At 48.0% G+C, this 21,946-nt stretch carries 22 protein-coding genes; 19 read left to right on the forward strand and 3 right to left on the reverse strand.

The features are described from left to right. Nucleotides 1-129: 129 nt before the first annotated feature. The 4 genes from EJP77_RS18175 to nirB all read left to right on the forward strand — a co-directional run bounded on the left by EJP77_RS18175 (nt 130) and on the right by nirB (nt 7,159). Entirely contained in the window at nt 130-561 is a 432-nt protein-coding gene (locus EJP77_RS18175) for a GNAT family N-acetyltransferase (protein WP_127200683.1), read from the forward strand. A gap of 195 nt (nt 562-756) precedes the next feature. After that, the gene (locus EJP77_RS18180) at nt 757-1,203 is read left to right on the forward strand and encodes a MarR family winged helix-turn-helix transcriptional regulator (protein WP_127200684.1); all 447 of its coding nucleotides are present in this window, start codon (nt 757-759) and stop codon (nt 1,201-1,203) included. Further along, on the forward strand, nt 1,204-4,371 hold the full coding sequence (locus tag EJP77_RS18185; protein WP_127200685.1) for an MMPL family transporter: 3,168 nt from the start codon (nt 1,204-1,206) through the stop codon (nt 4,369-4,371). Nucleotides 4,372-4,711: 340 nt separating this feature from the next. Continuing rightward, nucleotides 4,712-7,159, forward strand: a complete 2,448-nt coding sequence (gene nirB, locus EJP77_RS18190) for a nitrite reductase large subunit NirB (protein WP_127200686.1) — start codon at nt 4,712-4,714, stop codon at nt 7,157-7,159. A gap of 107 nt (nt 7,160-7,266) precedes the next feature. On the opposite strand, the gene EJP77_RS18195 is transcribed toward nirB, so the two are convergent. Beyond that, nucleotides 7,267-7,941, reverse strand: coding sequence for a tetratricopeptide repeat protein (locus EJP77_RS18195; RefSeq protein WP_127200687.1), 675 nt, complete (start codon nt 7,939-7,941; stop codon nt 7,267-7,269). A gap of 130 nt (nt 7,942-8,071) precedes the next feature. Between EJP77_RS18195 and gpmA the strand changes: the two genes are divergently transcribed. The 9 genes from gpmA (at nt 8,072) to coaD (ending at nt 14,449) form a co-directional block, all read left to right on the forward strand. Beyond that, nucleotides 8,072-8,821, forward strand: a complete 750-nt coding sequence (gpmA, locus tag EJP77_RS18200; RefSeq protein ID WP_127200688.1) for a 2,3-diphosphoglycerate-dependent phosphoglycerate mutase — start codon at nt 8,072-8,074, stop codon at nt 8,819-8,821. Between the two features lie 66 nt (nt 8,822-8,887). Beyond that, nucleotides 8,888-9,706 (forward strand): glycoside hydrolase family 25 protein, encoded by an 819-nt coding sequence (locus EJP77_RS18205; RefSeq protein ID WP_127200689.1) that lies wholly within the window; start codon nt 8,888-8,890, stop codon nt 9,704-9,706. A gap of 306 nt (nt 9,707-10,012) precedes the next feature. Next, nucleotides 10,013-10,918, forward strand: a complete 906-nt coding sequence (locus EJP77_RS18210) for a cation diffusion facilitator family transporter (RefSeq protein WP_127200690.1) — start codon at nt 10,013-10,015, stop codon at nt 10,916-10,918. Nucleotides 10,919-11,180: 262 nt separating this feature from the next. Beyond that, the gene (locus EJP77_RS18215) at nt 11,181-11,879 is read left to right on the forward strand and encodes a hypothetical protein (RefSeq protein WP_127200691.1); all 699 of its coding nucleotides are present in this window, start codon (nt 11,181-11,183) and stop codon (nt 11,877-11,879) included. Then, nucleotides 11,842-12,354, forward strand: a complete 513-nt coding sequence (locus EJP77_RS18220; RefSeq protein WP_185897397.1) for an accessory gene regulator B family protein — start codon at nt 11,842-11,844, stop codon at nt 12,352-12,354. Before EJP77_RS18215 ends, EJP77_RS18220 begins: the two co-directional genes overlap by 38 nt. Further along, nucleotides 12,351-12,482, forward strand: coding sequence for a hypothetical protein (locus EJP77_RS21030; protein WP_281278503.1), 132 nt, complete (start codon nt 12,351-12,353; stop codon nt 12,480-12,482). The genes EJP77_RS18220 and EJP77_RS21030 overlap by 4 nt, the downstream gene beginning before the upstream one ends. Before the next feature lie 211 nt (nt 12,483-12,693). Beyond that, nucleotides 12,694-12,978 carry a hypothetical protein gene (locus EJP77_RS18225; RefSeq protein ID WP_127200693.1) on the forward strand — a complete coding sequence of 95 codons (285 nt, stop codon included), beginning with the start codon at nt 12,694-12,696 and terminating at the stop codon, nt 12,976-12,978. A 359-nt stretch (nt 12,979-13,337) separates the two neighbouring features. Next, the gene (rsmD, locus tag EJP77_RS18235) at nt 13,338-13,925 is read left to right on the forward strand and encodes a 16S rRNA (guanine(966)-N(2))-methyltransferase RsmD (protein WP_127200695.1); all 588 of its coding nucleotides are present in this window, start codon (nt 13,338-13,340) and stop codon (nt 13,923-13,925) included. A 5-nt stretch (nt 13,926-13,930) separates the two neighbouring features. Beyond that, the gene (gene coaD, locus EJP77_RS18240; protein ID WP_127200696.1) at nt 13,931-14,449 is read left to right on the forward strand and encodes a pantetheine-phosphate adenylyltransferase; all 519 of its coding nucleotides are present in this window, start codon (nt 13,931-13,933) and stop codon (nt 14,447-14,449) included. Here the strand turns inward: coaD and EJP77_RS18245 are convergent. Further along, entirely contained in the window at nt 14,446-15,663 is a 1,218-nt protein-coding gene (locus EJP77_RS18245) for a nucleoside recognition domain-containing protein (protein WP_127200697.1), read from the reverse strand. The two genes, coaD and EJP77_RS18245, sit on opposite strands and share 4 nt — an antisense overlap. 114 nt (nt 15,664-15,777) lie before the next feature. Here EJP77_RS18245 and EJP77_RS18250 point away from each other — a divergent pair, with 114 nt between their 5' ends. Further along, on the forward strand, nt 15,778-16,839 hold the full coding sequence (locus tag EJP77_RS18250; protein ID WP_127200698.1) for a SepM family pheromone-processing serine protease: 1,062 nt from the start codon (nt 15,778-15,780) through the stop codon (nt 16,837-16,839). Here the strand turns inward: EJP77_RS18250 and EJP77_RS18255 are convergent. Further along, entirely contained in the window at nt 16,826-18,055 is a 1,230-nt protein-coding gene (locus EJP77_RS18255; protein WP_127200699.1) for a nucleotidyltransferase, read from the reverse strand. The two genes, EJP77_RS18250 and EJP77_RS18255, sit on opposite strands and share 14 nt — an antisense overlap. A 245-nt stretch (nt 18,056-18,300) precedes the next feature. On the opposite strand from EJP77_RS18255, the gene EJP77_RS18260 reads away from it, so the two are divergent. The 5 genes from EJP77_RS18260 (at nt 18,301) to EJP77_RS18280 (ending at nt 21,878) form a co-directional block, all read left to right on the forward strand. Further along, nucleotides 18,301-18,816, forward strand: a complete 516-nt coding sequence (locus tag EJP77_RS18260; protein WP_127200700.1) for a YceD family protein — start codon at nt 18,301-18,303, stop codon at nt 18,814-18,816. 113 nt (nt 18,817-18,929) lie between these two features. Further along, complete coding sequence (rpmF, locus tag EJP77_RS18265; protein ID WP_026263995.1) at nt 18,930-19,103, forward strand: 50S ribosomal protein L32; 174 nt, start codon at nt 18,930-18,932, stop codon at nt 19,101-19,103. Nucleotides 19,104-19,309: 206 nt separating this feature from the next. Further along, nucleotides 19,310-19,906, forward strand: a complete 597-nt coding sequence (fapR, locus tag EJP77_RS18270) for a transcription factor FapR (protein ID WP_127200701.1) — start codon at nt 19,310-19,312, stop codon at nt 19,904-19,906. Further along, complete coding sequence (plsX, locus tag EJP77_RS18275) at nt 19,890-20,888, forward strand: phosphate acyltransferase PlsX (protein WP_127200702.1); 999 nt, start codon at nt 19,890-19,892, stop codon at nt 20,886-20,888. The genes fapR and plsX overlap by 17 nt, the downstream gene beginning before the upstream one ends. Next, entirely contained in the window at nt 20,889-21,878 is a 990-nt protein-coding gene (locus tag EJP77_RS18280; protein WP_127200703.1) for a beta-ketoacyl-ACP synthase III, read from the forward strand. It abuts the gene before it with no gap. Nucleotides 21,879-21,946: the final 68 nt, after the last annotated feature.

Raw genomic sequence — 21,946 nt, forward strand, 5'->3', positions numbered from 1 at the left:
AATTGCAAGATGTTTACTTGAAAAACCGGAATTTTGTTGGCGGAATTCATGAGTTTGTTGTTACCTTGTAAGTGGAGTAAACTTACAAGGTAAGTTTTGTTTATTCAATCTTATAAGGGGGCTTATTGCGTGTTAGTGAATGTTAAAGATCAGGCGGACAGCTCGGAGATCAGCCAACTGCTTGAATATGCAGTATATTCAGATGAGAATGCGCTTGCTGATGCGGTCAAGCGGTATCAAACAGAGAAAGAAATTGAATTGTACGCTCTTGAGCATGAGGGAGAGCTGGTCGGCCTTATCGGTTATGTGTTAGATGATCAGAATGCTTTGAACATTACTCATCTGGCGATTGTTCCAGAGCATAGGAATCAAGGCTACGGACGAGCTATCGTCCTGGAAGCTTTATATGAAGCAAAGCCGGAACGCATCATCGCGGAGACGGATGAAGACGCAGTAGATTTTTATCGGAATATCGGATTTGTCGTATTGAGCATCGGCCGGTTACCGAACGGAATCGAACGGTTTCGTTGTGTGTATGAAACGGAATTACAGGAAGATTAACCCGATAATCCGGTGTCCGGATTAATTAAAACCAACGCAGGTGTATAGACTACACTAACGTTGGTTTTTTTGTGAGCAAAGACATATAAATCATTTTTATGGGTGGCCGTGTTGACTTCCGGAATAGAAAGCGTTAAAGTTCTATTGTCGAACTATTTCATAGGCGAATTAATTATAGAGAGAGGGGGAGGAGAGATGGAGCAGCAGTCTAAAGAACTAATCAGACGTTATGTCACTGCGTCGGCTACCGTGACCAAGCGGCTCAGTAGTGAAATTGCCAAGATCGTTCAAGATGAGATGACCGTGGATCAGTACCAGATAATGTACCATATCAAGACACAGCAAGAGTGTACGTCTACGGAGCTTGCAGATGCCTTTTGTGTGGGTAAGAGCTCAATTACTGCAATCATTACCCGGCTAGTGGATCGGGGATTGGTTGAGAGGACGCGGGATGAGGGAGATCGCCGGCTAGTATATCTGTCACTTACAGACCTTGGTCATGAGATTTCAGGTAAGGCTGATGAGAAAGTACAGGAAGTGGTATCCAGGTATCTCACTCATTTTAATCAGAAAGAAATTGAGTCCTTCATCACTAATTTTGAGAAACTCGCTAGTCTGTTTGAAGAAGGGAGTAAGGAGTAAATGAGATTTATATTAAAAGCCAGGTGGTGGATTATCCTTCTGTGGATTGCGGCTGCCGTTCTCTTAATCATGACGGCTCCTTCTATGGCGGATCTCGTCCGTCAGAAAGGGAATTTATCTGTCCCTTCCGGGTATTCTTCATCTGAGGCATCCGCCATTATGAAGGAAATTACCGCAATGAAGGGTGGAGGCAAAGAGACGCAGATTGCGCTCGTCTTTCATGAAGATACTTCGTTAAGTCAGGCCGACAAGGATGCGGTCAAGGATGGGATCGAGAAACTGGATGCAGCCAAAGCTAAAATCGGAATTGTGTCTATCACAGATCCTTTTACTACTCCGGATGCAGCGGATAAGATGATCTCCAAGGACGGGAAGACCATTCTAACGGCCCTTTCTGTCGATAAAGACCAACGTACGCTCAAGGACATCGAGAATGATATCCACAACACGCTGGCTTCTGTGAAAGTTAAGCACTATCTGACTGGCCAAGAGCAGATTAGTGAAGATACGATTGCAAGCTCAGAGAGCGGTCTGAAGAAATCAGAGTACATTACCGTCGTCTTCATACTTCTGATTCTGTTCATTAGCTTCCGTTCGTTTGTGGCTCCGTTTATTCCGCTGCTAACCGTCGGAATCAGTTATGTGGTGTCACAGTCTGTGGTTGCGTTTCTGGTTGATTCGTATGATTTTCCGTTATCGACATTTACACAGATCTTCATGGTCGCAATCATGTTCGGAATCGGGACGGATTATTGCATTCTGCTGATCAGCCGATTTAAGGAAGAACTCCAGCATACAGATGATAAATGGGAAGCCATTATAGCTACATACCGCACTGCGGGAAAAACGGTGTTTTTCTCCGGCCTGGCTGTACTGGTTGGTTTCGCGGCAATTGGTCTATCCAAATTTATCTTATACAAATCAGCCGTAGCCGTTGCGGTGGGGGTTGCTGTTATGCTGCTTGCCCTCCTTACCGTGGTGCCGTTCTTTATGGCGGTTCTGGGTACCAAGATTTTTTGGCCTGCAAAAGGCTCGCTTGAGCATAAGGAGAACAGATTCTGGGGAGCTTTTGGTGCTTTCTCTATTAAGCGTCCTTGGGCAGCGATCCTGCTCGTAGCTATATTTACCGTACCCTTCCTGCTCACATACAGCGGCAAGGTATCCTTCAACAGTATGGAGGAAATCGGCAGCAACTATGAATCGGTCAAGGCGTTTAACATTATTTCGGACAGTTTTGAGCCGGGTGAATCTCTGCCTACTTCGATTGTAATCAAGAACAATGAGCGTATGGATTCTGCGGAGTATATGGCCCTTGCAGAGAAGATCAGCCAGGAAGTTAAATCGGTTGAAGGCGTGGCAAGTGTACGCGGATTAAGCCGTCCAACCGGCGATGAGGTCAAGGATTTCAAGCTGACTGAGCAGGTGAAGACCGTCGGTGAGGGACTTGGCAAAGGAAATGAAGGTTTGAATACGATCCAGCAGGGTCTTACTAAAGCGAGCAATTCGTTAAGTGAGAATGAGCCTAAGCTTAAACAAGCTGCCGACAGTACAGGGAAGCTTGCTGAAGGCACGGCGAAGCTCAAAGACGGAATCTCCCAGCTGAGTAACGGGTTATCCGCTATTGAGAAGGGGATAAGAAGCGGGTCTTCTGGAGCGGGACAGCTGAAGCAGGGGCTGCAGCAGGCGAAGAAGAGTGCACAGCAGCTCGCCGCTGCCCAGCAGCAGCTTCTGAAGTCTTACCAGCAAATTGGTCAGGGGCTTGGATCGATTGGTAGCGGTCTCTCCAATGTTAATGAACAACTAAGCGGTGCTGCACAGGGTCTTAACGGCCTCAGCGGGAAATTCAGCAGCCTGGAAAGCAAGTATCCAGAACTTGCGAAAGACCCGGATTATTTGACCATTCGCGGTACAGTTACCGAGACAGGCAAGGGTATGACGCAGATGGCCGCAGGACTTAAGCAGCTGCAGACGGCTCTGGATCAAACGTCAGGCGGTTTGAAGCAAGCGAATGAGGGCTTTGCTAAAGTCGCAGGGGGTCAGGCAGCTCTGGCCGGCGGATTTGATCAGCTGATTAGCGGAATCTCCCAGCTTGAGTCGGGTCTGAATCAAGCGGCATCAGGCCAAGGCCAGATTATTGGTAAAATACCTTCTGTCGTTAGTGGGCTTTCTCAAATCGAGAACGGTCAGAAGCAGGTACAGAACGGATTCACCCAATTCTCGGGACAAATCTCCAAGCTTACTGACGGACTTAGCCAAAGTGCGGACGGAATTGCCAAAGTGTCCGGCGGAATTAATACAGCGAAGGATTATCTGAATCAAGTCGGAGGCGCTGACAACGGACTTAGCGGCTTCTATGTTCCAGATGAGGCTTTGAACAATAAGGATATTACTCAATTGTTCGATACTTACCTGTCCCCAGATCGCAAGATTATGACCTTGGACGTTGTGTTCTCTGAGAATCCATACGGCACAACAGCGATCAATCAAGTTGATCAGGTCAAGGCAGCTGTTGACCGTGCGATTCAGGGTACCAAGTTAGCGGGTGCTGAGATCGGATATGGTGGCGTATCAAGTACGTTTAATGATTTGAGAACCATTTCTAACGAGGACTACATGCGCACGGTTATTTTGATGCTGGCAGGTATATTTATCATTCTCGTTCTCCTGCTTCGCTCGATCATTATGCCGATCTATCTCATCGCTTCACTGGTGCTCACATTCTACACTTCCCTGGGAGTTACAGAGCTGATCTTCGTGAAGATGATGGGCATGTCCGGCATCAGCTGGGCAACTCCATTCTTCGGCTTCGTTATCCTTGTAGCACTGGGTATCGATTATAGTATCTTCTTGATGGATCGTTTCAATGAGAATAAAGAGTGGAACGTTGGAGATGCCATTCTTCATGCCATGAGAAATATGGGGACGGTTATTCTGTCCGCGGCTGTCATTCTGGGCGGAACCTTTGCCTCCATGTATCCATCAGGGGTCATGTCCATGATGCAAATTGCTACTGTGGTACTGACCGGTCTGGCTCTGTATTCATTAGTTATTCTTCCGTTCTTTATTCCGGTTATGGTGAAGATATTCGGAAATGCCAACTGGTGGCCTCTCTCCCGTCGGGAAGAAGCGGGCGACGTGAAATCAGCAAAATTTGAGAATCTCGGTTAAATAAAACGTGTTGCTCATAAAGGGGCATCCCAACAGCCATTTGATGGCTTGTGGGATGCTCTTTTTTATTTAACAACCACACAAGATGTCAGTTTTTTTGTTGACTTAGGCTTTTATAAGATGTTGTGAGTAGTAAAAAGTCATATATATGTTAGGTATTATTACATAAAATTAAGTTTTTGCTTTGAAAGTATCTATTTATTATAATTTGATGTCATATATATTGACATTAATGTAAAGTGTAATGTATATTTTCTGTAACAAATATTTCACGGATACAATTTATTGTCTGCAGGTGCCTGAATCTTTTTGCTTTCTCTAATTGAAAGGAGTTTTGCTCATGCATACCCCAGCACGGAAGAGATTAGTTATGATCGGCAATGGAATGGCCGGTATCAGATTTTTGGAGCACTTATTGAAGTTATCGCCGGAATCTTATGAGATCACCATATTCGGTGCTGAGCCGCACCCTAACTATAACCGGATTATGTTATCCACTGTCCTTGCAGGCGGAACGGATATTAGTGAAATCGTACTGAATGATTGGAACTGGTATGAAGATAACGGAATCAAGCTCTATGCGGGACACCGGGTTCAACATATCGACATCGAATCCCGAAGAGTGGTCTCTGACCAGGGCGTAGTTGCAGCTTATGATGTGCTCGTAATGGCGACTGGCTCTTCCCCGTATATGCTCCCCGTCCCAGGGGCCGCTAAGGAAGGGGTTATCGGATTTAGAGACATCAAAGATTGTGAGACGATGTTTGAGGTTTCTCGCAAGTATAAGAAAGCAGCTGTTATTGGCGGGGGACTATTAGGTCTCGAAGCAGCCAGAGGACTGCTGAATCTTGGGATGGATGTGACGGTTATTCATCTCCATGGCGAGCTTATGGACCGGCAGCTGGATTCCCCGGCTTCGCGGATGCTGAAGAGGGAGCTCCAGAATCAGGGGATGAAGTTCCTGATGAACAAGCAGACCGAGTACATCGGGGGGCGGAAGCGAGTTACCCATATTACTTTCACGGATGATACGCTGCTAGAAACTGATCTTGTAGTGATGGCCGTAGGCATTAGACCGAATATGGAGCTGGCTAAAGACGCGGGTATTCCTGTAGGACGCGGTATTCTTGTCAATGACTATATGTCTACACAGGTAGAAGGGATCTATGCGGTGGGAGAGTGTGCGGAGCACCGGGGAATCTCCTACGGCCTGGTAGCCCCTTTGTATAAACAGGGTGCTGTACTTGCCAAGCATTTGGCCGGTGTGCCGACCGAGGGATATCACGGTTCTATGACGTCGACGAAGTTGAAGGTATCTGGTGTTAATGTTTTCTCGGCAGGAGAATTCAAAGGCTCGGAAGATACACGATCCATGTGTTACCAGGATGAAGTGGAAGGGATTTATAAAAAAATCGTACTTAGGGGCGATAAGCTGGTTGGCTCTGTATTATTCGGGGATACGGGGGATGGCCCGATGTTATTCTCTCTTATGAAGAGCGGAGAATCTGTTGCCGGGCGTGAGAAAGAATTGCTGCTTGGGTACGCTCCTGGTAAGAGTCAGGCAGATCCTGTTCAGCGGCTGGCAGCCATGCCTGATGATGAGATTGTGTGTGGATGTAACGGGGTGTCGAAAGCGGCCATCGCCGATGCAATTTCGAATAAGGGATGTACAACAGTTGGAGCTATCAAAGCCTGTACGAAGGCAACCGGATCATGCGGAGGCTGCAAGCCTGTTGTTGAAGGGCTCCTGACTCTTTATGCAGGTGAAGAAGCTTCCGTTAATGTCAAGGAAGGGATCTGTGGCTGCACACCGCTTGGGCGTGACGAGATTATTCAGTCGATGAAGTCCATGGGGCTTAAGAGTGTCAAGGAAACGATGAACGTGCTGGGCTGGGGTGAGCCGGAAGGCTGCTCCAAGTGCAGGCCGGCTCTCAATTACTATTTGGGTATGCTGTGGCCGGATTCTTACGAGGATGAAGGGGAATCCCGGATTACGAACGAGCGCTACCACGCGAATATACAGAAAGACGGCACTTATTCCGTCGTACCCCGGATTTATGGTGGGGTAACTTCACCATCTGAACTGAAAAAAATAGCTGAGGTGGCGGAGCGTTATGAGGTGCCTTTAGTTAAATTTACTGGAGGACAGCGCCTCGATTTGCTTGGCGTTAAGAAAGAGGATCTCCCAGGGATGTGGGAGGACCTGGACATGGCCTCCGGGTACGCGTACGGAAAGACGCTTCGGACCGTTAAGACTTGTGTGGGTAATACATTTTGCAGGTTTGGTACGCAGGATGCAATGGCCATGGGAGTTAGGCTCGAGAAAGCCTACGAGAGAATAAATACGCCTTCCAAATTCAAAATGGCTGTATCGGGATGTCCAAGGAACTGTGCCGAAGCTACAATTAAAGATTTCGGAGTCGTGGCGATAGACGGCGGCTGGGAGCTTCATGTCGGAGGTAATGGCGGAGTGAAGGTGCGGGCAACCGATCTGCTCTGCACCGTAAGGACCGAGGATGAGGTTATGGAATGGTCAGGTGCTTTTCTCCAGTATTATAGAGAAAATGCATCTTGGAATGAGCGTACCGCACATTGGGTGGAGAGAGTGGGCCTTGATTCCATTATAGAAGCACTGAAACAGCCGGAGGATCGGCAGGCGCTGCTGAAACGTCTCGAGATCGCGCTTGAGCAGACCCGTGACCCTTGGAAGGAAATTATACATGACCCAAGTCTTCGGAAGAACTTTGAACCTCTTGCCGTCTCGGGTATGATTCATCCTGGAGAGTAGATAGGCATGCATGAATTACAAAAAACCAGCCATCCGCTTGTGAGCTAGTCGACATGCTAATGGCTGGTTTTTTGTATATTCGGGATTTGATGTATAATATTGGAAGATTATAATTTTAGTCGTTTGATCCAGCTTCTAAGTGCCCATCTGCGTTCATGGCGCTTTTTGTACTTGGGCAGTGATCGATAAATGCTGATAGATTCAGTATAGGCTTTACGAGCCTCTGACTGCCGATTCAGGGATTGATATACGTTGCCTAGCAAATAGTAAGCTTCGCTGGAAGAGGAGTGAATCAAGCTGAATTTCTCGGCATAAGATATAGATTTCTCGGCATCTCTGTTCTGGTAGACGGCTGCAAGCTTAAGATATGGCTGTCCGTAACGAACACGTTCGTTAAGCTTCAGAGCATGAAGCATATGTATCTCGGCTTCCTCTACCTGGCCGAGTCCTAAAGCTGCATTTCCGAGGTCGTCCCAATATTCTGCAGATTCCTCTGACGATGGCCCCATTTCTTTCAATAATGAATAGGCTTCGTTAAATTTCTTTCTCTCAAGCAGAAGTCTTGCAAGATCGCGTTTGGCTGAGATGTCATGATGATTCATTGCAAGCTGCTGACGCAGTGAGGATATGCTCCTCATTCGCCGGATAGGTCTGGTCACACTTGGGAACACGCCGACAAATTGCCGGTCAAGCACATAAATAATGGCCAACAGGATGATTAGTGCCAGAAATGGATTTCCAACAAGCCACCACAATGCTGAAAACAGGAGAAATTTAGACATCGGAACCTCCACGAAATTTGTAATTATTTCCGATTATATCACAAGCAGGTAGAACTCAGGCGGGTTTAGTTCCGCGACCGTTGGATAAAGGGTAAATATATATATTAATTATTGAGAGAGGGGTAGCCGTATGTACAGATTAGTACTTGTGAGACACGGAGAAAGTATATTTAACCTGGAGAATCGGTTCACAGGCTGGACGGATGTCGATTTGTCCGAGAAGGGAGTTACAGAGGCGAAGGAAGCCGGGAAGCTGCTGAAGCAGGATGAATTCGTGTTCGATGTGGCGTTCACCTCCTATTTGAAGCGGGCCATTAAGACTTTAGATTACATACTGGAAGAAATGGACTTGCTGTGGATTCCCGTTCATAAGACCTGGCAGCTCAATGAGCGGCATTACGGAGCTCTGCAAGGTCTAAGCAAAGAAGCCACGGCTGTAAAGTATGGAGCGGATCAAGTCCATCTGTGGCGCAGGGGGTATGATGTCCTGCCGCCTGCCCTTACCAAAGAGGATGATCGGTACCCGCGAAATGATGTGAAATACCGAGATGTATCGGATCAATTTATACCTCTGACCGAGAGTTTGAAAGAGACGATTGTTAGGGTGGAGGACTACTGGAACAAGATGATTATTCCCCAGATCACCGCAGGCAAAAGAGTAATTATATCCGCCCATGGCAACAGCCTTAGAGCTTTGGTGAAATATTTGGATCATATGAGTGATGAAGAGGTTATTGATCTTAACATTCCTACCGGTACGCCTCTCGTATACACGCTGGATGAGCACTTCAAACCTATAGAGAAGTATTATCTGGGCAGTGATAGACGGACCGAGAAGAAGATTGAGAAAGTGGCTGATCCTGGAAAAATCATGGAATAAGGGTACAGGCCGCTGCGGCGTCATCCTTTTTGGCATATGCTGTCTTAAGCTAAAAGGAGGGATCATATGCAGACCAGAAGCGGAAACCATGCACAAGGTATTGATGTCTCCCACTGGCAGGGTTCCATTGATTGGCAGAAGGTGAGAGCTGCAGGCAAGTCCTTCGTATTTATTAAAGCTACGGAGAGTAGCCGCTATACGGATGATCACTTTTTCACTTATTTAAAAGGAGCCAAAGCGGCTGGCCTGTTGGTAGGAGCTTACCATTTCACCAGGGCAGCCAAACCTGCTGATGTGAAAGATGAGGTTGACCATTTCCTGAAAGTGATTAATCAGGCTGGGGGAATGAGTTCTTTTGATCTGCCTTTTGTGCTGGACGCAGAGACCAAGGAGGCGAGAACCCGGGCCAATGTGACGGCTACGGTCCGTTCCTGGGTTGATGAGTTCAAGCGGCAGACCGGCGTAACTCCGCTATTATACACATATCCAAGCTTTATCGAGGGATACCTGGACTCAAGTCTTGCAGATGTGCCGCTGTGGTACGCTTATTACAGCAATGTGCCCCCGGTAAATAAGTCGGGATGGAAATCTTGGCAGTTCCTCCAGTATACAAGCGAGGGAAAGGTTCCGGGAATCAGCGGAAATGTCGATCTGAATGAATATAAGGGGAGTGAGGCTGAGCTGATGGCTGTCTATAAGAAAGGAAATGACGGGTCGGAATCCCCTGCGAACAATCATGAAGTTCCTGCATGGAAGGAATCCGGCAGACAGTGGCTGATCGACCATGCCGGAATCAGCAGCGATTGGAAAGCAGAGGATCCCGTGGATATTGGAACACTTGGGGCTATCCTTGCCAAGTTCACTTCAAGAAACATAGATTCTTAATCTCAGTGAAAAACTGCCTTCAAAAGAGCCATGCACCCGCGGTTAAGCGTGGTCATACCTGTCTGGGATTGGACAGGTAATGTCCAACGGTGCTGGCTTTTTTATGTCCAATTCCTGTTCGAGACTAGCGTGTTTTGCACTTCTGAAACAAATTTGTATTTTGGGAAAAGTGTTGTGAATGTCCCTTGTTTAAGGCTGGCAACAACACTGTTTCTCTAGACCCACACCCTATCCTTTGGTTAAGATAGATTGGCCGGCCAGGGCCGGTGAAGCATGCAAATTACTAACAAGGCGGTATGTCCAATAATGCAAGCAGCAAACAAAACATTTATGGCAGTCTGGATTAGTCTGATCAGCAATTTGTTTTTGACAGGACTTAAAATTTTTGTCGGCTTTCTGTTCAAGAGCCAGGTTCTTATTGCAGACGGTATACATAATGCGGGAGACGTGGTGGCTTCTTTTGCTGCTTTAACCTCCACCCGGATATCGAAAAAGCCCGCAGATGAGGATCACCCTTATGGTCATGGTAAAGCGGAAGTTCTGGCCTCAGCAGTTGTGGCTTTGATTCTGGCGCTTGCCGCAGTTCTAATGATAGTCAAATCTATAGAAGCATTCTTCTCACCTGCTGAGGAGGCAAGTCTAATCGCTTTGTCCGCCGCGGTAATTTCACTGGTCTGGAAGCAGGTGCTGTATGTATATTGTATCCGGGTAGGCAGGGTGGAGAACAGCAAGAGTCTAATGGCAACGGCCTATGATCATCTTGCGGATGTGTACGCCTCTGCAGCTGCCTGTGCAGGGATCGGCCTTGCACTAATTGGAGATCATTATGATATTCCTTTTACGAAATATGGTGATCCTATTGCCGGACTAGTAGTATCTTACTTTGTACTAAAGCTGGCTTATAAGATGGGGCGAGAATCTGTAGATGTTCTGATGGAAAAGAATATTTCTCAGGAACAGCTGGACCAGATTCATCAGATTGTGAAGCGGGCCGAGCATGTGAAGCGGATTGACCGGATTCGGGCAAGGGAATTGGGGAATTACATTATTGTTGATGTTAGGGTAAGTATTCCAAGTGAGATGACGGTACAGCAAGGTCATGATGTAAGCAAGGCAATCCGGAATTCAATAAAAAGTGAAGTGAATTACGTAGAAGAGGTTCTGGTGCATATTAATCCATGGTATCAAGGGGATACAAGGGAGGAGAAGTAGAGAAAGGCCGTACAGGAACCTATTATAAAGAGGACAATGATAGCGGCAAAGAGAATTAGGATCCTCTCAAATGAGTCCAGTCTTTTCACAGATAATCACTCCTCATTTAAATGTTAACTAATTATACAATAATATCCATGGATCCGTGAAGATACTGCTAAAAATACTTTTGAAATTTCATATTTTGTTTCCATAAAGTACTAGAACTTTCCCCTGTACTTCCCTATAATCTAGTTAATAAGTATAGGGTGGTGCAGGTATTTTGTTGTCTTCTTATGTTTATATTGGTCTTGGGATTTGTGACGCCCTCGCCATGTTTGCTCTAATGATCTCCCTTTACAGGCTTCCTCTCTGGTCCTACCGCTTCAAAGTAGCTGGTTTTGTTGTATTCATAGCCCTCTTTTCATTTGTAATGAGGCTGGTGCTTGAAGTTCCACAGCTTGATCTTCCAATTCAGTATGTGTTCTTCCTGATCTTTATCAAATTTGTTTATAGACTTAAATTCAGTCATTCCTCATTTGTTGCTGGAGCAGGGGTTACTGCTTATGCGATTCTGCAGCTTACGATCTACTATGTTTATCACCTGGTCGGCATGATCTATCAGAGTGATCTGTTGAAGACCGAGGGTGCTGTGTACCTGATCCAGATCAGTTCCATTCTCGCTGCTTATGGGATCGCTATCTTTCTTAAGTACTTTCGTCTGGGCTTCTCATTTATCCGGATTCCACAGGACGGGCAGCCTTCTCCCCAGAAAGAACAGACATCCTTGTTAATTGCCTCCATTCTTTCTACTGTAACCATTTTCCTGATTAGTTTTTTTCTGTACAACGTAGATTCTCTGGGTATTACCATCATGGCTTTCTCAACCTTCAGCATTTCCTATTTCCTCTCCCAAAGGAGCGATTATGAAGGGGTTAGAAGCATTGTCGAAGCATCTCTCCAGCAGGATAAAGCAAAGTGATCCAGAGGGACCGGTTAGCCTCGAAGTTCTGGAGTATGAGCTGGGCATACGCCTGAATTTCCTTTCCACAGTACTGCTGACCGTTCTGGCTGGATGGATAACCGGGAACTTAAGGGAGGCCTCCCTTGCCATGCTCTCCTTCCTGATGGTAAGAAGGTTCTCGGGCGGCGTTCATATGAAGTCACTAACCCTTTGTGCTATTGTGTCCGCCGCTATATTTGTGAGTATTTCATTAATCTCATTGGAACATGATCAAGTACGGTTACTCACACTCCTATCTGCAGCCATATTCTTGATATACTCCCCTAACATTCTTGAGGAACTTAACCCTTCACCTTTGACACCTTACATGAAAGCGATCTCATTCATGCTTGTGCTAACTAACTTGTTATTTCTGTCATCAGCAATAGCGCTTGCCTGTGCTGTTCAAGCTTTTCTTATATTGCCTTTCTGGAAGGGAGGTGAATCAGAATGAAGCAGTCGTTAGCCCGCAGTATCTCTATGTTGTTGTACAAGAGTGCGAAGAAATCCTCCATATCAACGAAAAGTTTTATTGGAGCTAAGTCGCTCCCTAAAGAACTACAAGATATTAAGTCCAAGTAATTTCATTTCAAGACAGCTTAGATCTTCCAGACAAGCCTGGGAACCTCTTAGTCAGTCACGAATTCTCTATATAAAATAATCAAGAAAGCTCATGTGCTCACATGGGCTTTCTTTAGACTTGAAAATAGAACATACGTTCCTATATAATTTAATTGAGAACTATTAGGGAATACTAATAAATACATAGAAATGCGATAAGGAGGAGTTCCGTATGCTCCCTGATTTCGAGCGCAAGCTGCTGCGGATTTTGTATAATTTCTCTTTGAAGTACCGGCGTATACCGGATATGCGGGACATTCAGAGGCTGACAGGCAGACACCATCCCGAGGAGATCGAGAAGGGCCTTTTTCGGCTTGAGGAGGAGAAGTATATCGTATGGGAGGACAGGAAGGATGTTGGAACCATACGGATATTGGAAGGTTGGGACCGTACACAACCTGGTGTCCCCCGGGACAGCAGCGAAGGCGGCAATACGGAGTATTGGACGAAATATTGAAATGTGATTTTTTTTATTTCGTGCCCAGCGCGTTATCAATAATAAAAAAAAGGACAAAAACCCTCGTATAATTGCACGATACAAGGGCTTTTGTCCGGGGATCTCTTGCGAGATCCCCATCATGGGAGAGGAGAAACCGGACGAAGAGCTTATGGGGAAACGTAAGTCTTCTCCGCGGTTGTCTACGACATTTGGTGATGTCGATATCTTTATTGTGTCCGCTCTCGTCACTTTTATACCTGCGTTTCACAAAAAAAGGGAAAACCTAGGGAATGCGTTTTTCATTTCAGGTAGGAGTATGGTACGATATCGTCATAAAAAAAGCGACACGGATGTGACGAAGGATAGGGTGACACAAATTGCGCGTAATTTCAGGAACTGCCAAGGGCAGGCCGCTTAAAGCTGTGCCTGGTTCTGGGACAAGGCCGACCACAGACAAAGTGAAGGAGGCCATTTTTAGTATGATTGGTCCTTATTTTGAGAGTGGTAGGGCCTTGGATTTATTCGCAGGAACCGGGGGACTCGGGATCGAAGCGTTAAGCCGGGGGATGGACCAGGCGGTATTTATAGATCTTGAATATAAGAGTCTTGAGGTAGTTAAAGCGAACCTCAAAGCGACGGGTATGGAGGATAAAGCCGAAGTATATAAGAATGATGCGGAGCGGGCCTTGAAGGTGCTGGCGAGGCGCGGGACTTCTTTTGACCTTGTATTTCTCGACCCTCCATACCGCCTGAAGCATGGGGACAAATTGATGAACAAGATGGACGAGCTGGCTCTTCTGGAAAAGAATGCCACGATTGTTCTAGAATATGAATCTTCATATGAATATCCTGAACGATTTGGTAATTTCATATGCGTGCGCAAAGCTAAATACGGCGAGACGGCTGTTTCGGTGTACAAATATGTGCGGGACGCGAATTTGGAAGAGACCGGACAGGAGGAGTAAGCAGGATGAGTGAAATCAACAAAAATTTGAGAATTGCGGTGTACCCGGGCAGCTTTGACCCCGTCACCATGGGACATATGGATATTATCCAGAGGGCCGCAAGACAGTTCGATATTTTAATCGTAGCCGTTCTTAACAATTCGAGTAAAAATCCGTTGTTTACTATGGAAGAGAGAAAGCAGCTGCTTCAGCAGGCAACGAAAGACTTGCCGAATGTGGAGGTGGACAGCTTTAGTGATCTGCTTGTCAATTATATGGTGCAGAAAAAGGCACACGTTATTGTCAAGGGTGTCCGCTCCGTGACAGATTTCGAATATGAAATGCAAATGGCCTCCATTAATCACAAGCTGAACAGTGAAGTGGAGACCATATTTATGATGACCAATCCGAAATACAGCTACTTAAGCTCTAGTGTGGTGAAGGAAATTGCCCGGTTTCAGGGTGAGGTTGTAGATCTGGTTCTTCCGGAAGTTGAGGAAGCTCTAAGACAGAAGTTTGCACCTAAGACTCAGATTAGGTCTTAATGGGATACACTGCTGCGGAATCGCCAAATGATAGCGAACAGGATTAGACAGGCTGTAATGAACAACAGCGTGATGAACTGCCATTCCATTAGGGAGAAGGATTGGGACCAACCTGGGAGCTGAAGGATGGAGTTCCTCATCCTGTCATCAGTACTTATATCCCCAAAGACGGGGGCAGCGCCTGGAAAGAGCTTGAGAAGCGGCTTCCAGAGCAAGAGTGTTAGTACATAAGCATAAGAGCCATGCAAAATTCGCGTTACCAGGAAGCCGCCTGTGCCGATCCCGACTGGTCTAAGGACAGCTCGCACCTGGAGATAGGCACACAGCCCGCTGAATCCCAGAATCGCACCAATCAGTGCAGCTTGCAGTGCTGGTACAGAGGTGGAGGAAGCTCCGGCAGCGTAGCTGCCCAGATGAACCTCTAAGAGTCCTGGAAGTATAAAGGTTGAGCCAATCCCGGGTATGTGGTACTCGATCATCCGAATTACTACCGCAAAAATCAGCATATATCCGCCGATCATCATTAACGTCTGAACTGCGGAAGCTACTGTATCTCCTAGTAACTTGCCAAAGCTGCGCCCGTCTAACCGACGGGCTTCTTCAATGCTGTGAACCATTTGCTGTAATCGCGTGCCCGTACGGACAGGCTCGGGGCCAGCCTGGTATAAGTCTTTGCGGCTCTGGAGTATTAGCTTGTGGAGAGTTAGGCCTGCGGCGATGCCGGCAATACCATGAACGGCTGCAAGAAGCAGGCCAAGTCCCGGTTTATGAAGAAAACCGGTGCCAACAACGACAATAATCAGCATGGGATTACAGAAATGCCCGGCCGCAGCTAATTTTTCGGCCTGTCTGGCCGTAATCCTACCCGTTGTATACAACTGGGCTGAGGCTTCTGCTGCCGCTGGAAAACCGGCTATTAGTCCGAAAGGGAGTACCCAACCTGCAACTCCTGGCGCCCCCAGTCCTTTTTGAAGCAGGGGGTTAAGTACGGTACCCAGAGCATGGACAAATCCGTAAGCAACCAACATTTGAGACAGGACCAGGAATGGCAAAAGTCCAGGGAATACAATTCTCCACCATAGAGTCAGGCCCTGAAGTGACGCTTCAAACGCGGCACCTGGTGATTTGACAATACTGACTGCAAGCAGTACGGCGCAGCTAGCCAAAGCGATAGTTACCCACAGGGGTCCTCCTTGCTGGTGACTTCCCTTCATGAATGACTCACCTCATTATGGAATAAAGATGGATTGAACTACTAAGAGACAGCATGCTCTTACGGCTAGTACAAATTTTATGCATGGCGGATAAATATCAGACCAGCTTCGTCCATGCTGCGGGTAAGGAAGAGGGAGGGGCCAGTGCAGTTGAGAAATTCAAGAATTTTTAAATTGGCATTATACATGATCATGATGACCGTTATCATATACGTGGTGGTGTATATGCCCACGCCTTATATGGTTAATCAGCCGGGTACGGCGGAGGAGATCAAGCCGATGATTATTGTGAAGGAGGGGGACCCGGAAGAGAAGGGGACCTTCATGATGACTACAGTATCGGTGACCTATGCGAACCTGGCTATGCTGATTACTTCCCAGTTCAACTCCGAGGCAGAAATTGTCCGAAAGACGCCGGAACAGGGCGGCAAAGAATATGTAACTCAGCAGGTGTACTATATGAGTGATTCGCAGTCCAGTGCCATGGCTGCGGCTTACGCAAAGGCCAAGCTGCCTTACCGTATTGAGTCCGAGTATCTTTTTGCCATATCTCTCTCCACGTCGCCTCCGCCTAAAGGAGATTTTGTTCCTGGTGATATCATTCGGAAAATTGAGGGAAAGCCGGTTACCCGGTTTGAAGAATTGACCGAAATGTTGAAATCAAGGAAACCGGGAGAAGTTGTCCAGGTGGAGCTGAATCGGGATGGAAGAGAGCTGGAAGAGAAGGTTGAACTCATAAACCTGAAGGATCCTGCCACAGGGGAGTCCCCGGCTGGACTTGGGCCGAACATAGTTGAACTTAGAAAGGTAAAGTCGGCGGATCCTCAGAAGCAGGTGGAATTCGCCAAGACTCAGGTCGGTGGACCTTCTGCCGGCCTGATGTTCACATTGGAAATCTACAATCGGCTCACACCAGGGGATCTCAGTAAAGGATACCGGATCGCTGGAACGGGTACCATGTCAGCAGATGGAGCCGTAGGACCGATCGGCGGTGTGCAGTTCAAGATTGTGGCGGCTGACCGGGAGAAGGCCGAGATCTTCTTCGTGCCAGAGGATAACTTCAAGGATGCGAAGAAGAAAGCGGAGGACATCGGCACTTCTATGAAGCTTGTGCCTGTCAGGACGGTGGACGATGCACTTCAGTATCTCAGTTCGCTTACGCCTAAAGCTGGATAGGCGGCTGACGATAATCGCGATAAAGCTCGTTCGTATCAAGGGTAGGGAGACAACTTGCATAGACCGCCGAAGCTCTAAGATCGAGCTCCAGCTGGGGATGTGACAAATCAGACGGCCTCGTCAGGATCGGCAGCGAGGCCGTCTTTCTCATACGTTTGAGCAGTTCTCTTCCCTTATCTGTGAAGCCCAGAACACGTAAATAGCCAGGCCCTTTCGAGAGAATCTCCCGGGTGAATGACCGCTTGTTATGGCCTAGAAGCACATGTACCAGCAGGCGCTGAAGCTTGGTATGAGTATAACGTTTGGTCTTCAGGGCTTGAAGAAGGTGGGTGACTGTGGGCTTGGCAAGATTAGGCAGCAGCTTCTTGATTCGGTATTCAAGTCCTTCCGTCATCTCGTAGGTCTGGGAGAGCTGCTCCGCAGGATGGATCAGCAGCTGATGCAGAAGCTGCGGACGGAGCGATTCCCAGGTCACGGGCCCGCGGCCTTCGCGCAGCTCGCGGGCGAGAATGTCGGCGGCATAATCAGGCATATAGGGACTCGCCTTAGGCAGTCCCTCAGCCAGGATCAGCCGCCGGATTGCCGTGGCGCTGGCGATGGGCCCCTCGCCCGGCTGGGCATCGTGATATCCGGCCGCTTCGCGCCGGATAGTCAAGGGCATGACCTTGCTGCCAAGCCGGCGCAGCGCGATCATATAGTGCAGCCCAAGTGAATTGTTGGGCTGCATCAAGAGCCCGCGCGCGCCTTCGGCCGTGCCGCGCGCAAGGGCCCGCTCCGCCGCCGCAGCATAGGCGGCGGGGTAGCTGGCGCCCGAGGCGAGTTCCTCCGCCACGGCGCCCTTCAGGTCGCTGCTCTCCTCGGCGAGCAGCGAGGCAAGCTCCTGCAGCTTGTCGGTACTTCCCTCCTCGCTGCCGAAGACCAGGTGCGTCACGAGCCCGGTCGCGTTCAGCAGCGACACGGCCCCGTACGCGAACCACTCCGCCGGCTGAACCGCATAGGCGGCCGGCAGCTCGAATACGACATCGGCGCCCATAGACAGCGCCATTTCCGCCCGCGCCCATTTCGAGACGATGGCCGGCTCGCCCCGCTGAAGGAAGTTGCCGCTCATTACGGCGACGGCCGCTTCGGCTCCGGTCTCCTGCTTGGCTCGGGTGAAATGATAGACATGCCCATGGTGAAGCGGGTTATATTCAACGATTACGCCGACGATACTCACAATCGAGGCCTCCTTGGATTTACACGGGTATTATTTTATTAGAAATAATATCATGAACTGCATCATTTACCGAATAAACATGCTATAATTTACGAACCTGTCCCTATGGATGCGCGGTATATTGCAATTTATTGTGGGTAGGATACCGGGAAATGCCGTATAATAAAGGGAGCAGCGCGTATAAGTTATTGACAAAACTCTCTAAAAATCGGTATAATAATTTTTGTTTGTTTGGAGTGATAAACATGCACTTTCAATTTCGCAAATTAGCGTCAACCGAAGGCCCTGTGGAATTCCACGAGGCGCTGGATGTTCATCATGTAACCAAAGGCCGCAAGGATATTACTCATGTGAGTCCGCTTCAAGCTGATCTGAAGGTAGTCCCTTCCGGTGAGGGTGAAGTAGATGTAAAGGGTAGGTTATCCGTCGAACTGGACATGACGTGCTCCCGCTGCTTGAAGCCTTTGAAGAAACAAGTCGGTATCAATTTCGAGGAACGGTTTAAGTACAGTGAGAATACAGAGAATGTACAGGACGAAGAGGACGAAATCCGCTACGTTGCAGAGGATGACGTGAATCTGGTTCCTTTCATAGAAGAGGCTTTGCTTCTGAATCTCCCGTTTGCTGCCGTCTGCAAGGACGACTGCAAAGGTCTGTGCCCTACTTGTGGAACCGATTTGAACGAACAGGATTGCGGCTGTGATAAAGAAGTCATCGACCCGCGTCTTGCGGCGCTGAAGGACTTTTTTAAACAACAATAATAAAGTCTGACACCAATATGGAATGAACAAGTGAAGTATTTGTTCACATTCATATAACGGTCGTCTAAACTAAGCAATGGAACCAGGTTGACTTGAATAAGGAGGTGGGAACCATGGCAGTACCTCAACGGAGAACGTCCAAAACGCGTCGTGACAAACGTCGCACTCATTTCAAATTGGCTGTGCCGGGCATGGTAAAATGTGAACAATGCGGAGAATTGAAGCTTGCTCACCACGTATGCAAAGTATGCGGAACATACAAAGCAAGAGAAATTATCAAGCAATAATGAACGAAATCAAAGTAGTACCTACATCTTGGATGGGGTGCTATTTTTTTTGAATTCATGGAGATGGATTGGGGCGCTTCTCTCGGGATTGTCTTTCTTTTTAAAACAGGATGATTTATACTAAAGCTTAGTACCTGGTTCTAAAACAATATATCTACTATTTAAATAATTTATAGATCACGCAGGGGGCGATACATATCGAACGTTTGCCCAAACGGGCGAGACAGCAGCAGCTCGTGAGAATGATTGAAGAGAATCCATTCATTACCGATCAGGAACTGACGCGTCAGCTCAAAGTAAGTATTCAGACCATTCGTCTGGATCGTCTGGAGCTTGGGATACCTGAACTCCGTGAACGGATGAAGCTGATGGCCGAGCTTTCTTATGATCAGGTGAAGTCTCTGCCGCTGCATGAAGTGATTGGGGATATCGTTGATCTTCAACTCGACAGGAGCGGGATATCCATTTTTGAAATACGAGATGAGCATGTCTTCTCGCGGACAGGAATCGCCCGGGGGCATCATGTATTCGCGCAAGCGAACTCCCTTGCGGTCGCCGTTATTAATGATGAAATTGCACTTACTTCTTCTGCGGATATCCGGTTTGTGAGATCGGTGCATTTGGGAGAGAAATGTATTGCTAAAGCTTATGTCAGATCTGAGGCAGGCAACAAAGGAAAAGCTAAGGTTGAGGTGTTCACATATGTAGGTGAGGAGATGGTCTTCCAAGGCAACTTCGTCATCTATCGTTCCGGGAAAGAGGAACACAGTGAAGGGGGAACTACGCATGTTGATAGCCATTGATGCCATGGGGGGAGACCACGCGCCGCAATCTAATGTGGAGGGCGCGCTTGCAGCCGCCAAGGAATGGAAGGACATTGAAATCGTTCTGGTCGGAGATCAGGTCCAGATTGAAGCGCTGCTGCCGGAACGTCCGTCCAACCTGACTATACGTCATACATCAGAAGTGATCGGCGGGGAGGACGAACCTGTCAAAGCGGTTCGCCGCAAGAAGGATTCCTCCATGGTTGTTGCCGGAAGAATGGTTCGTGAAGGCGAGGCGGATGCGATGATTTCCGCCGGAAATACGGGGGCCTTGATGACAACTGGCCTTCTTGTAGTGGGAAGAATGGAGGGCATTGAGCGTCCGGCGCTCGCTCCGATCATCCCAACCGTTGACGGGCGAGGTGTTCTGGCTCTGGACCTCGGTGCCAATATGGATGCAAAGCCTGAACATTTGGCACAGTATGCTTTGATGGGCAGCGTGTATCGTCAGCAGGTGCATGGAATTGAAAGACCGAGAGTAGGCCTGCTCAACGTGGGAACTGAGGCCATCAAAGGAAATGAGCTTACCAAAGCGGCTTACCCGCTTCTGCAGGAGCTTCCTATTCATTTTGTAGGTAACGTGGAAGCGCATGGGGTGCTGGCTGGGGCTTGTGATGTTCTGGTCTGTGATGGTTTTGCGGGAAATATTCTTCTCAAATCTTTGGAGGGAACCGCTGGGGCTTTGTTCTCTATTCTGAAGGAGAAATTCACCAGCTCACTGAAGAACAAGCTGGCTGCAGCAGTCCTAATGCCTGAGCTGCGAGGACTGAAAAGTATGATGGACTACAAGGAGCACGGCGGGGCACCGCTTCTTGGACTTAGCGGCCTTGTGGTCAAAGGACATGGTTCTTCGGACGCGGATGCGATCAAGAATGCTTTCCGGCAGGCAAGAATTGCCCTTCGCAGTCAGTTGATTCAGAACATATCCAAAGAATTTAGCAGCGGGGAGAGAGTGAATTAAGTGAATAATTTGCGATCGGTAGGGATTATTGGAACAGGTAAGTATGTGCCCGAGAAAGTATTAACCAATGCGGATTTGGAGAAAATCGTGGAAACGAATGACGAGTGGATCGTATCGCGTACCGGAATTCGTGAACGCCATATCGCCGCGCCTGAACAGGCAACCTCGGATCTGGCTTATGAAGCTTCCTTGAAGGCACTTGAGTCGGCAGGAATTGCTCCACATGAACTGGACCTTATTATAGTAGCCACAGTAACACCTGATATGACGTTCCCATCCACAGCTTGTCTGCTGCAGGAGAAGCTGGGAGCGAAGCAGGCTGCGGCATTCGACTTGTCCGCGGCATGCTCGGGGTTTGTATACAGCTTGGCAACCGCAACGAACTTTATTAAGACAGGGATGTACAACAACGCGCTTGTGATTGGCGCGGATACCTTATCCCGTATTACAGATTATACAGACCGCAATACCTGTGTGCTGTTCGGTGACGGGGCCGGTGCGGTAGTGCTTGGTGAAGTGCCTGAGGGCAGAGGTTTTCTGTCCTTTGACCTTGGTGCGGAAGGTGCTGGCGGAAGCCAGTTGAAGCTGGAAGCAGGCGGTTCCAGACTTCCGGCTTCAGCAGATACGGTTGCCGGCGGTAAGCACTTCATCTACATGAACGGCCGTGAAGTATTTAAATTTGCCGTTCGTGTGATGGGGACAGCGACAGAGGAAGTTCTTCGTAAAGCTGGAGTGGCGAAAGAGGAAGTGGACTTGTTCGTCCCACATCAGGCGAATATTCGGATCATTCATTCAGCAATGGAACGTCTGAACCTTCCAGAAGAGAAATGTGTAATTAATGTCGATAAGTATGCAAATACGTCTGCTGCATCCATTCCGCTGGCTCTGGTAGAAGCGGCTGAAGAGGGACGTATGAAAGAGGGAGATACCATCCTGCTTGTCGGCTTTGGAGGCGGCCTTACGTGGGGCGCATCGGTTCTTGTATGGTAAGAAATTAATTAATCGTTCCTCCTTTTGGGCGAGCAGGTTCGTCCAGAAGGGCCCGGAACAAAGGAGAG

Origin of the sequence: Paenibacillus zeisoli (assembly GCF_003994465.1) — a bacterium.
Taxonomy (GTDB): Bacteria; Bacillota; Bacilli; order Paenibacillales; family Paenibacillaceae; genus Fontibacillus; species Fontibacillus zeisoli.

Excerpts from the sequence above, each read along its gene's own strand:
- rpmF (WP_026263995.1), top strand. The coding sequence starts at position 18,930 with ATGGCAGTACCTCAACGGAGAACGTCCAAAACGCGTCGTGACAAACGT.
- plsX (WP_127200702.1), top strand. The coding sequence starts at position 19,890 with ATGTTGATAGCCATTGATGCCATGGGGGGAGACCACGCGCCGCAATCT.
- gpmA (WP_127200688.1), top strand. The coding sequence starts at position 8,072 with ATGTACAGATTAGTACTTGTGAGACACGGAGAAAGTATATTTAACCTG.
- EJP77_RS18225 (WP_127200693.1), top strand. The coding sequence starts at position 12,694 with ATGCTCCCTGATTTCGAGCGCAAGCTGCTGCGGATTTTGTATAATTTC.
- nirB (WP_127200686.1), top strand. The coding sequence starts at position 4,712 with ATGCATACCCCAGCACGGAAGAGATTAGTTATGATCGGCAATGGAATG.
- EJP77_RS18245 (WP_127200697.1), bottom strand. The coding sequence starts at position 15,663 with ATGAAGGGAAGTCACCAGCAAGGAGGACCCCTGTGGGTAACTATCGCT.
- EJP77_RS18260 (WP_127200700.1), top strand. The coding sequence starts at position 18,301 with ATGCACTTTCAATTTCGCAAATTAGCGTCAACCGAAGGCCCTGTGGAA.
- EJP77_RS18205 (WP_127200689.1), top strand. The coding sequence starts at position 8,888 with ATGCAGACCAGAAGCGGAAACCATGCACAAGGTATTGATGTCTCCCAC.
- EJP77_RS18210 (WP_127200690.1), top strand. The coding sequence starts at position 10,013 with ATGCAAGCAGCAAACAAAACATTTATGGCAGTCTGGATTAGTCTGATC.
- EJP77_RS21030 (WP_281278503.1), top strand. The coding sequence starts at position 12,351 with ATGAAGCAGTCGTTAGCCCGCAGTATCTCTATGTTGTTGTACAAGAGT.
- EJP77_RS18250 (WP_127200698.1), top strand. The coding sequence starts at position 15,778 with ATGCTGCGGGTAAGGAAGAGGGAGGGGCCAGTGCAGTTGAGAAATTCA.
- EJP77_RS18180 (WP_127200684.1), top strand. The coding sequence starts at position 757 with ATGGAGCAGCAGTCTAAAGAACTAATCAGACGTTATGTCACTGCGTCG.
- coaD (WP_127200696.1), top strand. The coding sequence starts at position 13,931 with ATGAGTGAAATCAACAAAAATTTGAGAATTGCGGTGTACCCGGGCAGC.
- EJP77_RS18185 (WP_127200685.1), top strand. The coding sequence starts at position 1,204 with ATGAGATTTATATTAAAAGCCAGGTGGTGGATTATCCTTCTGTGGATT.
- EJP77_RS18195 (WP_127200687.1), bottom strand. The coding sequence starts at position 7,941 with ATGTCTAAATTTCTCCTGTTTTCAGCATTGTGGTGGCTTGTTGGAAAT.